Below are 10,569 nucleotides of genomic sequence, written 5' to 3' on the forward strand. Positions count from 1 at the left end.
GGCCGGGGCGGCGTGGCTCGCCGCGCGGGCCGGCGCGGTCGTCGTGCCCGTCGCGTGCCGCGGCACCCGACGCCCGCCCGGAACCCGACGGCGGTTCCGGCCCGTGGTGGACGTGCTCGTGGGCGAGCCTTTCGAGCTGCCGAGCGACAAGGGTCGCCAGGCGCTCGTGAAGGCCACCGAGCAGGTCCGCGACCGCTTGGCCACCCTTGTGGCCGAGCTAGACAGTCAGCGAGGAGAAGCACCATGACGGACTTGGACGGCACCTGGGCGGACGAGTCCGACTGGACCGCGTTCGACGAGACGGTGGAGGGCGAGGAGGGCGGCGCGCCCCCGATGCCCGTGCTCGCCGTCGTCGGCCGGCCGAACGTCGGCAAGTCGACGCTGGTCAACCGCATCATCGGTCGCCGCGAGGCGGTCGTGCAGGACGTGCCGGGCGTGACCCGGGACCGGGTCGCGTACGACGCGCTGTGGAACGGGCGCAAGTTCACCGTCGTCGACACCGGCGGATGGGAGCCCGACGCGGTCGGCATGATGGCCGCCGTCGCCGCACAGGCCGAACTGGCCATGGCCACCGCCGACGCGATCCTGTTCGTGGTCGACGCGACCGTCGGCGCGACCACCAACGACGAGGCCGCCGTCAAGCTGCTGCGCCGGTCCAAGCGGCCCGTGCTGCTGGTGGCGAACAAGGTCGACGACGAGCGGCTCGTCGCCGAGGTGGCGTCGCTGTGGTCGCTGGGGCTCGGCGAGCCGATCCCGGTGTCCGGTCTGCACGGCCGCGGCTCCGGCGACATGCTCGACGCGATCCTCAAGGCCCTGCCGGAGACGCCGCGCGAGACGTTCGAGGCGGTCCGCGGCGGCCCCCGCCGAGTCGCGCTGGTCGGCCGGCCGAACGTCGGCAAGTCGTCCCTGCTCAACCGGCTGACCGGCGAGAACCGGTCGGTCGTGCACGACGTCGCGGGCACCACGGTCGACCCGGTCGACTCGCTGGTCGAGCTGGACGACGAGCTGTGGCGGTTCGTCGACACCGCCGGCCTGCGCAAGCGGGTCAACTTCGCGTCCGGCGCCGAGTACTACGCGTCGCTGCGCACCAAGGCCGCGATCGAGTCCGCCGAGGTCGCGATCGTGCTGCTGGACGCGTCCGAGCCGATCAGCGAGCAGGACCTCCGGGTGCTGACGATGGTCGTGGAGTCCGGCCGGGCGTGCGTGCTGGCGTTCAACAAGTGGGACCTCGTGGACGAGGACCGGCGCACCGCCATGGTGCGTGAGCTGGAGCGGGGCCTGGTCCGGGTGCCGTGGGCCGAGCGCGTCAACATCTCGGCGCTGACGGGTCGCGCGGTGCGCAAGCTCGCGCCCGCGCTGCGCACGGCGTTGAAGTCGTGGGACACGCGCATCTCGACCGGTCAGCTGAACTCGTGGCTGAACGACCTCATCGCGGCCACCCCGCCGCCGGTGCGGTCCGGCAAGCAGCCGAAGGTGCTGTTCGCGACCCAGGCGAGCACCCGTCCGCCGACGTTCGTGCTGTTCACGACCGGTTTCCTGGAGGCCGGGTACCGGCGGTTCATCGAGCGCAGGCTGCGGGAGGAGTTCGGCTTCCAGGGCAGCCCGGTCCGGATCTCCGTCCGGGTGAGGGAGAAGCGGCAGAAGAAGTGATCGGTTGCTCCGGCAGGCGGAATGCTGTTGCCTGGCGTCGTGCCGGTGCGATTGGTCCTCGCTGACGACGAAGCGCTGCTCCGCCGAGGGCTGAGGGTGCTGCTCGAAGCGGACGGGCAGGTCGAGGTCGTGGCGGAAGCCGCCGACGGCGGCGGCCTGCTCGACGTCGTGCGCCGGTTCCGGCCCGACGTGGCGCTGGTCGACGTGCAGATGCCCGGCATGGACGGCCTGGCGGCGTTGAAGGCGATGCTCGCGTGGCCGGACCGGCCCGCGGTGGCCGTGCTGACCACGTTCGACCTGGACGAGTACGTGGCCACGGCCCTCGAACTCGGCGCGCAGGGCTTCCTGCTCAAGGACGCCGAGCCGGACGCGCTGGTCCGGGCCGTCCTCGACCTCGCCGCAGGCGGAGCGGTCCTCGACCCGCGGATCACCGCCCGCCTGCTGCCCAAGCTGCGCACCACCCGCCTGCGGGAGAACCCGCAGCTCGGCGGCCTGAGCGCGCGCGAACGCCAGGTCCTCGACCTGCTCGCGAGCGGCAGGCCGAACAGCGCCATCGCCGCGGCGCTCGGCCTCAGCGAGGCCACCGTCAAGAGCTACGTCTCCACCGTGCTCACCAAGCTCGGCGTGGAGAACCGCGTGCAGGCCGCCCTCGTCGCCCACCAGGTGGGCACGTGGTGATCCTGCTGGAACTGCTGGCCGTCACGGTGCCCGCCGCGATGGTGCTGATGGCCGACTACGTCCAGTTCCCGTGGTCGATCCCCACCGCCCTGGTGGCCTGCGCACTCCTGCCCCTCCGCCGCTGGCGACCGTGGCTGGCGGCGCTCGTCTGCCTGCCCGGCCTCGTCGGCGGCCTGGGCTGGCCGCCCACCGTCGTCGCCATGTACCGCCTGGGCCGCAAGTCGTCGGCGCCCGTCACCACCGCCTGGGTCGCCGTGGCGGCGGTCGTGCCGTCGACGTTCATCGTGGTCAGCCAGTCCATGGGCCCCAGCGCCGCGCTCCTGACGTTCACGTTCAGCCTCTTCATGGCCGGCGCGCCCGCCGCCCTCGGCGCCCTGATCACCACCCGGCGCGAGCTGACCGCGAGCCTCGCCGAAGCGTCCCGCGCCCGGACCGCCGAGCTGTCGGCGCGCGAGGACGGCGCCAGGGCGTCCGAACGGGCCCGGATCGCGCGCGAGATCCACGACGCCGTCGGCCACCACGCGACCCTCATCGCCGTCGAGTCGGCGGCCCTCGCCGCGACCACCGACGACCCCAAGACCCGCGACACCGCGCTGCGCCTGCGTGCGTTGGCGAAGGAGGCGCTGGCCGAGATGCGTGCCGCCCTCGGCCTCCTCAACACCGAGCCGACGCCCGGCTACGAAGGCATCCCGTCCCTCGTCGAACGCGCGAAGGCCGCCGGCCTGACCGTCCGCTACGAGGACCGCACCAGCCCGTCCCAGCCGCCGTCCGCGGGCCGAGCGGCCTACCGGGTGATCCAGGAAGCGCTGACCAACGTGACCAAGCACGCGCCGGGTGCGGCGGTCCACGTGCGACTGTCGACACAGGACGATCACCTGCACGTCTCGATCGTCAACGGCCGCCCCACCCTCCCGTCCCCCTCCGCCCCGCCGGCGACCGCAGACCCGTCGACCTCAGGCGGCCACGGCCTCCACGGCCTGCGCGAACGAGTGACCCTGATAGGCGGAACCCTGACCACCCACGCCCGTGCGGACGGCAGCTTCGCCGTCGAGGCCAAGCTACCGACGGGTCCGTCGAAAGTTGACGGGGATGACTCGACTTTCGGCGGTAGTGCACGGGACGCGGCGAACGCATAGTGGGTGGGGCGTCGATCCGGGGGGAACGGCGAGACCGAGGGGAACACAGAGGCCCGCCACCCGCGGGCCTCTGTCATTTCCCCAGGTAGACCACAGGGTCGACGGTAGCGGGGGGTCGCGTCGGGGGCCCGTTGTGGGTGCGCTAAGCTATGCGCGCACCCCACAACGGGATGCGGCCGGGACGTGGCGCAGTTTGGTAGCGCACTTGACTGGGGGTCAAGGGGTCGCAGGTTCAAATCCTGTCGTCCCGACGGCCGAAAGAGCCCGCTGATTCAGGTATAACACCTGGTCAGCGGGCTCTTTTGCTTCCGACTGCGGATCTTCTCTTTGATCTTGCTGTCGTCTCACACGGCGGTGAGTGACTAACTGGGTGACTACGGCCTGTAGATGGCAGTCAGGCGGGCGTGGGTACGATGCCGCCCAGTGCTCTCCAGTGAGCGACAACCCTCTCGTCAGGCTTCACGGCCAGCGACTCTTGAAGCTTCCGGTCGGCCTTCTCCAGTGCCTTCGCGGTGCTCTCGTCAACCTTGGCCTCAAGCTGTCGACCCTGCTCGGCCGAACCTGGCGTCAGGTGTTCGGTCAACTGACCGGCTGGCGATGCAGCGAACTCTTCACGGCTTCGCTTAGCATCTGCATGGGTCTGGCGAATCTCCTCAGGGTGAGTGATGACAGAGAAGTCCCCTGCGTGGAGGATCAAGCCCGTCGAGCAGGGCACGCCGTGCCGCATAGCCCAGCGTATGACTGTCGTGGTTACAGGACGCTCCGATGGCTGCCACGGCAGTCGGCTCAGGTCTGCGCCATTTTCGCGCGCAAGCTTGATGGTGCTGGTCGCTGGTATGTCCGACCACTGCATCGTTAGGTTCGGAAGAAGTAGATAGAGCATGTCTAGAGGCTAGCTGCATGAGCACCGGCATACTTGCCGGTCGTGCCGTTGGACAGCTCGACACCTCACGGCGAAGCCCGCCGACCAGTGGTCGTTTTTGGTCGGCGGGCCGTTGTATCTGCAGCCGTGATCAACTTGCTTTGGGGAAGATGCGGTCCATCGCGGTCGCCCCTTCGACCATCACGGGCACGATCTGGTGTCGGTAGACCGCTTCGGTGACTGCCGTGCCGCTGTGGCCTACCAGTCGGGCGATGTCTTCAAGCCGTACGCCGGACGCGGACAGCACCGACACGAAGCTGTGCCGCATCTCCCGAGGTGTCCAGTCCTTCGGGTTGAGTCCTGCGGCTTTGACCACCCGCCGGAATGCGCGCCGGACGTTGTGCGAGTCCAGTTCGGTCCCGACCTGCGAGGCGAACACCAGCCCGTGTTCCTGCCAGCGCGTGCCTGCCAACTCGCGCCGAGCATCCTGGTAGACGCGGTGCGCCTTGAGCGCGTTCACGCACCGCGTCGGCATGGCCAGCGTTCGCCGAGACTTGCGGGTCTTTGTGTCGCCATCCTGGCGAACCGACCGCCACACAGAGATGGACGGCAAGACGACCGGGTCGCCGTTCGGCTTGCCCTCAAGGTCCACGTGTTCCCACGTCAGGGCGCGCAGTTCTTCGGTACGTGCGCCGATCAGCAGGGACAACACGATGTAGGCGTACATTGGCGTGTTCTCTGACGCGTCGAGCACTCCGCCCACCTGGTCGAGCGTGAGGGCTTTCGACGGGCGTCCGGCCTGCCCGGTCGGTACCTCGCACAGCGGCACCACGTTGCGCTTAACCTTGTCGCGTGCCTGCGCCATGCGCACCGAACGGTTGAGGATCGAGTACACCAGCCGCAGCGTCCGCGTGGACAGCGTCAACGACAGTTCGGCAAGGAACTCGTCCACGTCGTCGGCGGTCAGCTCGCGCAGCTTCCGGGCTCCCAGGTTCGGGATGATGTGCCCTTCGGCCTGATAGCGGTAGTTCTTCACCGTTTCCGGATCGCGTCCGCGCAACCCGTAGTCCAACCACGTGGTGACGGCGTCCTTGACGGTGTAGCCGTGCGGCGTGATGGCCAACCCGTCGTCAAGGTCGCGCAGGATCTCCTTGAGCTTGTCCTTGGCTTCGGTCTTGGTCTTGCCGCTGGCCTTGCGGGTGATGCGCTTGCCGTTGGGCTTGAAACCGATGGTCGCGGTGGCGATCCATCGTTGACGCTTCTCGTCCCAGTGTAGACCGCCGTCCCCGCGGCTACGCCGTTTCGCCATACCGCACTCCCGCTTCCTGTTCCAACAGCTTCACGTACGCCTTGATTGCCGATGCCGGGATGAATGTGGATCGGCCCTGCTTGACGAACTTGATCCGGCCCGCGCGCATCTGCTCGTAGAACAGGCTCCGACTCAGCGAGAGCAGCGTCATGGCCTCGGACACTTTGTAGAGGTATTTGGTCATTTCGGTGACGGCGGTGTTCTTCGCGGTCATGCTGCACCTCCGGTGACGCCGGTGAGGGGGGTGGCCGTCCCAGCCGTCCCAGCCGTCCCGATGCTGGTCAGGCTGGGACGGCCGGTTTTGGTGGGACGGCTCGTGCCGTCCCACGGTGGGTTGCCGTCCCGCTCTGACCAGGGCGGGGACGGCTGGGACGGCTGGGACGGCCCCGACTCGGGCGGCGGGCAGTAGCGTGCCCACGCGTCCTCGAATTGGGTACGTGTGTAGCCCTTTGCCTGGGTTCCGTCGGGGAATCGGATGTTGCCTGAGGTGATGTCGAATTCTCGGAGCATTCCGGCGAGTTTGGCGGCGGTGATGCCGGTCTTGCCCAGCGTGGTCCAGGGTGCCTCGGGGTCGGTTTTGAGCTGGTCGAGTAGGTAGGCGGAGGGGATGGCGTTGTGGTGACCGAAGATGGTGCGGCAGTCCATTAGCAGCCGGATTCGGATGGAGCCCTGGTCGCTGATCGCCGCTTCGCCGGTGAGCGCCAGGACGGCCGTGCGGGCGCGGTTCGGCCAGGTGCCCCCGGCGTGATCCGCCACGGCTACCAGGGGTTCCCAGGTGTCGGCGGCGCGGTCTTCCACCGGCATGTCGGGTTCCAGGATTTCGAGTGCGTCGAGGTCGGTGCGCAGCCAATGGGCCAGGCGTTCGGCGATGGACCGCAGGCCGGGGCGGTCGCGCCGGAACCTGTACGGGTCGGCGCGCTCGCCGGGTGCGCGGCGGCGCATCTTCACCACCACGGCGCGGTCTTCGATGGTGTCGGGCATCCTGCCGATGCCGGCCAGCGCCGCCATGGCGAAGGTGGGCAGGCTGACGACGTCGTTGATGTTGACGTCGAAGCGTGTGGAGGGGCGGTTGCGCTGGAATCCCGCGTTGAGCAGCCCGCGCACCTCCTCGTTGCCGCCGGTGTTGGGGCCGAAGATGGTGTCTGCCTCGTCCACCAGCAAGGTCGGCGGGTCTTCGGTGATTGACCGATAGATCGCGGCCGGTGAGGCGTTGACCGTGATGAACGGGTTGTGGCAGGTGGCTTCGACCACGTCGAGCAGCCGGGACTTGCCGCACCGCTTCTCCGGTCCCCGGATGACCAGCCGCGGGGCCTGTGCCCAGGCCGGTTGCGCGTGGGTGGCGGCGATCCACAGCACGACCGCGTCGGCGGCCTCCGGCGTCGGCAGCACCACGTATCGGGTCAGTGCGGCGTGTAGTTCGTCCAGCAGTTCAGCGCCGTTCGTCGCGGTCATGCGGCTTCCCTCCTCTGGTGGTCGTGGTCGGCGCCGTCGGCGGCGCTGGTCTCTTCGGGTGTGAGGTATTCGCGGTCCCAGTGCCGCCAGGTGGCGGGCGGGACGTGTTCCCAGATCCGTGCTTCGCCGTGTCGGTCGGTGATGGCGGGGTTGGTGTTGGTGGCGTGGCGGTCGGTGGGCAGGTAGCGGCGTTCGGAGGCGCACGGGTGGTCGATCGGGTACCGGCCGCGTCGGCTGGCGGCGCGAAGTGCGAGCCAGTCGGCGTAGAAGAGCCAGCGGCGGTGCTTCGGTCCGCCTTCCAACGCCACCAGTGGTGTGCGCGGGTGGGCGAAGTGGGCGGGCCGGTCGGTCATGCCGCCCTGCCGGCGCGTGGTGTCAACCGGCGCGGGCGGGTGCCGCCCAGCCGCAGGCCGGAGCTGATGGTCGCGGTGATCTGTCGGGGGGTGCAGTCGCAGTCGCCGCCGACCATGTGCTGGGCGGCTTGCTCCAACATGGCGGCAGCATCGGCGGCGTCGAGTTCGCCGCCCGCGACCAGTTGCCCGAGGGTGAGGGCAGCTTGGAACAGGGTCTTGTTGTGCCTGCCTGATTCGGCCGCTGAGACCTTGGCGCACTCGCCGCGCACGATCGCGTCCAGATAGGCGGACCGGGCCACTGTGGGGCCGTGGTGGCGTTCTGAGGCCGTCGTGGACGGCCTGGTGGACAGTGCCCGGTGTATCCAGGCTGGCAGGATCGCGGGCTCGCGGTCCGCGATCAGGTCGTAGGTGCCGTTCGGCAGGGTCGAGCCTGCGGCGACGACGTAGCCTCCGTGCGCGCGGGTGTCGATCAGCGGTCCCAGCCGCTTGGCGGTGTTGCGCAACGCCGCGCCGTCCGGTGCCCGGAAGTAGAGGTGCGCGCCGCCGGAGGGCGTGCGCACGGTACGGGTGTCGGGGACGGTCGCGCCGGCCCGCTCCGCCAGTGCGGCCAGCGCGTCGGACCCCCTGCCCCGTGCCCCCATGTTGAAGCCAGCCGTGACTGGCTGACCGGGCTTGGCGACGTCCAGGTCCACCACAACCAGCCCCGCGGGACCGGTTGCGATGCCGACGTTGTGGCGCGGGTGGCGGGTCCAGAACCCGGTGATGCGGGCGTGATCGGTGGTGGCGCGCTGTGCCCACTGTCTGATCGCCGGGGTCTTGTGGCCGGGGTCCAGGGGGAACACCGGCCAGCCGTGCGAGGCGGCGTCGAGAGCCGAGGTCAGGGGTGACGAGTGGTCGGGCATGAGGTTCTCCTGCAAGGGTTCGGCGGGAGGGTCCGCATGGCGGGTCGACGTGCGCGTCGGGTTTGGGTGCACCGGCGCGCACGTCGACACGGGAGGGCGAGCCTCAGAACGGCGGTTGGTCGCCGCCGGGGTTCGTGGCGGCGGGTCGGGTGTCCCACGCGCTGTCGGACGGGGCCGGGACGGAGGTGCGGGCGGCCTTGGCCAGCTTGGCGGTGGCCCAGCGCAGTGACGCGCCGACTTCGGCGACGTCGAGTTCCATGACGGTGCGCTTCTCTCCGTCGGGGGTGTCGTAGGAGCGCTGCCGCAGCGTGCCGGTGACCAGGACGCGGGCGCCCTTGTTCAGTGACTCGGCCAGGTTCTCCGCGGGCTGCCGCCACAGCGTGCAGCGGAGGAAGGTGGCGTCGCCGTCGATCCAGCGGCCCTGCTGCTGGTCGTAGCGGCGGTCGTTGGCCGCGACGGTGAAGTTGCACACCGGGATGCCGGACTGCGTGTAGCGCAGTTCGGGATCGCCGGTGAGGGTGCCGGCGACGGTGACCTCGGGAAGTCCAGCCATGATCGCTACTCCTTCGTAGTGGGGTTGTTGGTGGTGCTGCGGGTCAGGCGGCGTGGCCTAGGGAGCGGGCGACGGCGCGGACGAGGAATTCGGCGGCGGGCGGGGTGACGCCGTTGCCGAGTTGCCTGACCCGTTCGCGCTTGTTGCCGGTGACGACGTAGTCGGGGGTGAACGCCATCGCGGCCTGGATCTCCGGGACGGTGAGCATGCGGAAGGTGCAGTCCTCCACGCGTGGTGGCGTGTCGGACCAGCCGACGAGGGATTGGTGGCCGGCGGTGGTGAGCGTCCGCATCGGTTCGTGGACCGGGGTGGACAGGTGGCCCGCACCGCCTCGGGTGGTGTTGTGGCGCACGAGCATGTGGTGGTTGCCCGACGCGGTGACGGTGGCGAGTGGATCGCGGACGTCGCGTGCGGTGCTGCCGCCACCGCGTAGCTCGGCGATGAACGCCAGCCCGTAGCGGTCGAGCGTGGTGAGCGTCCCGATCGGCCGGTCGGCCGGGTGGGCGGTCTCGGCGGTCGAGTAGTACGGCACCACGAGCGCGGACTCGTGCCGGGTGGTCTGCGTCCGCATGGGCATCGTCACGGACGCGGCGGCGTTGCCGGGCCGTCCTTCGACCGGCACGATCAGCCCCTCGTTCTCGCGGGTGGTGCGCGCCCGGAACGGCATCGAGACCGGCTGGGCGTCCTCGTTCCACGTCCCGCCCGACGGCACGAGCTGCGGCGCGCCGTATCGGGCGAGCCCGGCCCGGATGCGCGCCAGGGTCTTGGCCGATAAGGGCCGGTTGCGGTCGGCGATGCGTTCGCCCGGCGTGGCCCAGTCGATGGCGGAGGCGGCGGGCAGCGCGTACGGCTCGACCTGCCGGCCGCACCCGGCCGTGGTGCACACGTAGACGTACTGCGCCCGGTAGCGGCCCCACCGCGCCAGCGGCCACGACTTCGACCGTGCCTTGAACGCCTGCCGCGTCTCCACCTGGCGGTCGCACGTGGAGCACCAGCCGAGCGGGCGCACCGCCAGGTCGGGCGCCGGGTTGCCCTTGCGCCAGAACACCACGTACATCCGGTCGCGGCTCTGCGGCGCGCGCGGCGCGGCGATGGCGGGGGCGTGCATCGAGTTGAGGAACACGATGTGGTGGTCGTAGCCGTAGGAGTCCATCGCCATGAGCCAGGCGTGGAACGGCGGCCACGCGGCGGCGTCGACCACGTTCTCCACGATCACCGCGTCGTACCGGTGCGCCTCGGCGAACCGCGGCACGTCCCACATCGTCGCCCGCGACCGCTCGGCGACGTGGTCGGGCACCGGCTCGTCAAACAGCGACAGCGTGCCCGGAAGGGTGTCCGAGCGGCGCTTGCGGCCCTTGGCGACGCTGTGGTTCGTGCACTCCGGCGACGCCCACAGGATGTTCGTGCGCCGGTACCGGCGCGGCTCCACCTGGCTGATGTCGGCGCAGTCGTGGGCGCAGTCGGGGAAGTTCGCCGCGTGCGTCTCGATGGCGCGCGGCGAGTGGTTCGCCGCCATGACGAGATCGACACCGGGCACGGTGGTGGCGCCGAGACCGGAGCCACCGGCTCCGCAGAACAGGTCCGTAACGGTCAGCATGCTGCAACTCCTGAGGTGAGCTGGGACGGCGGACGTGTGGGGTGTCGCGCCGGGGACGGTGGTTGGTCACGTCCCCG

The 10,569-nt window shown here is 70.1% G+C and carries 11 protein-coding genes, 1 tRNA gene and 1 pseudogene; 5 read left to right on the forward strand and 8 right to left on the reverse strand.

Features of this window, described 5'->3' with window-relative positions:
* The 5 genes and pseudogenes from ACFQ3T_RS30130 to ACFQ3T_RS30150 all read left to right on the forward strand — a co-directional run.
* Window positions 1-247, forward strand: a pseudogene (locus ACFQ3T_RS30130) (1-acyl-sn-glycerol-3-phosphate acyltransferase); the annotation flags it as partial.
* Window positions 244-1,650 carry a ribosome biogenesis GTPase Der gene (der, locus tag ACFQ3T_RS30135; RefSeq protein ID WP_380728389.1) on the forward strand — a complete coding sequence of 469 codons (1,407 nt, stop codon included), beginning with the start codon at window positions 244-246 and terminating at the stop codon, window positions 1,648-1,650. The pseudogene ACFQ3T_RS30130 and the gene der, both read left to right, overlap by 4 nt.
* 21 nt (window positions 1,651-1,671) lie before the next feature.
* The gene (locus tag ACFQ3T_RS30140) at window positions 1,672-2,328 is read left to right on the forward strand and encodes a response regulator (RefSeq protein WP_380728391.1); all 657 of its coding nucleotides are present in this window, start codon (window positions 1,672-1,674) and stop codon (window positions 2,326-2,328) included.
* A complete protein-coding gene (locus ACFQ3T_RS30145) occupies window positions 2,322-3,464 on the forward strand; it encodes a sensor histidine kinase (RefSeq protein WP_380728393.1) in 1,143 nt (380 codons plus the stop codon). The genes ACFQ3T_RS30140 and ACFQ3T_RS30145 overlap by 7 nt, the downstream gene beginning before the upstream one ends.
* 177 nt (window positions 3,465-3,641) lie before the next feature.
* A tRNA-Pro gene (locus ACFQ3T_RS30150) sits at window positions 3,642-3,715 on the forward strand.
* Window positions 3,716-3,858: 143 nt separating this feature from the next.
* On the opposite strand, the gene ACFQ3T_RS30155 is transcribed toward ACFQ3T_RS30150, so the two are convergent.
* From ACFQ3T_RS30155 to ACFQ3T_RS30190, 8 genes are all read right to left on the reverse strand, one after another.
* Window positions 3,859-4,347, reverse strand: coding sequence for a hypothetical protein (locus ACFQ3T_RS30155; protein WP_380728395.1), 489 nt, complete (start codon window positions 4,345-4,347; stop codon window positions 3,859-3,861).
* Window positions 4,348-4,477: 130 nt separating this feature from the next.
* On the reverse strand, window positions 4,478-5,635 hold the full coding sequence (locus ACFQ3T_RS30160) for a site-specific integrase (RefSeq protein ID WP_380728397.1): 1,158 nt from the start codon (window positions 5,633-5,635) through the stop codon (window positions 4,478-4,480).
* Window positions 5,619-5,849, reverse strand: coding sequence for a helix-turn-helix domain-containing protein (locus tag ACFQ3T_RS30165; RefSeq protein ID WP_380728399.1), 231 nt, complete (start codon window positions 5,847-5,849; stop codon window positions 5,619-5,621). Before ACFQ3T_RS30165 ends, ACFQ3T_RS30160 begins: the two co-directional genes overlap by 17 nt.
* Window positions 5,846-7,087: a DUF3631 domain-containing protein gene (locus ACFQ3T_RS30170; RefSeq protein ID WP_380728401.1), complete on the reverse strand. Its 1,242-nt coding sequence runs from the start codon at window positions 7,085-7,087 to the stop codon at window positions 5,846-5,848. The genes ACFQ3T_RS30165 and ACFQ3T_RS30170 overlap by 4 nt, the downstream gene beginning before the upstream one ends.
* Window positions 7,084-7,440, reverse strand: a complete 357-nt coding sequence (locus ACFQ3T_RS30175; RefSeq protein ID WP_380728403.1) for a hypothetical protein — start codon at window positions 7,438-7,440, stop codon at window positions 7,084-7,086. The genes ACFQ3T_RS30170 and ACFQ3T_RS30175 overlap by 4 nt, the downstream gene beginning before the upstream one ends.
* On the reverse strand, window positions 7,437-8,342 hold the full coding sequence (locus ACFQ3T_RS30180) for a bifunctional DNA primase/polymerase (protein WP_380728405.1): 906 nt from the start codon (window positions 8,340-8,342) through the stop codon (window positions 7,437-7,439). The genes ACFQ3T_RS30175 and ACFQ3T_RS30180 overlap by 4 nt, the downstream gene beginning before the upstream one ends.
* Before the next feature lie 103 nt (window positions 8,343-8,445).
* Window positions 8,446-8,895 (reverse strand): single-stranded DNA-binding protein, encoded by a 450-nt coding sequence (ssb, locus tag ACFQ3T_RS30185; protein ID WP_380728408.1) that lies wholly within the window; start codon window positions 8,893-8,895, stop codon window positions 8,446-8,448.
* A 43-nt stretch (window positions 8,896-8,938) separates the two neighbouring features.
* A complete protein-coding gene (locus ACFQ3T_RS30190) occupies window positions 8,939-10,492 on the reverse strand; it encodes a DNA cytosine methyltransferase (protein ID WP_380728410.1) in 1,554 nt (517 codons plus the stop codon).
* Window positions 10,493-10,569 lie beyond the last annotated feature (77 nt).

Source organism: Saccharothrix hoggarensis (genome assembly GCF_042678885.1).
Lineage (GTDB): Bacteria > Actinomycetota > Actinomycetes > Mycobacteriales > Pseudonocardiaceae > Actinosynnema > Actinosynnema hoggarensis.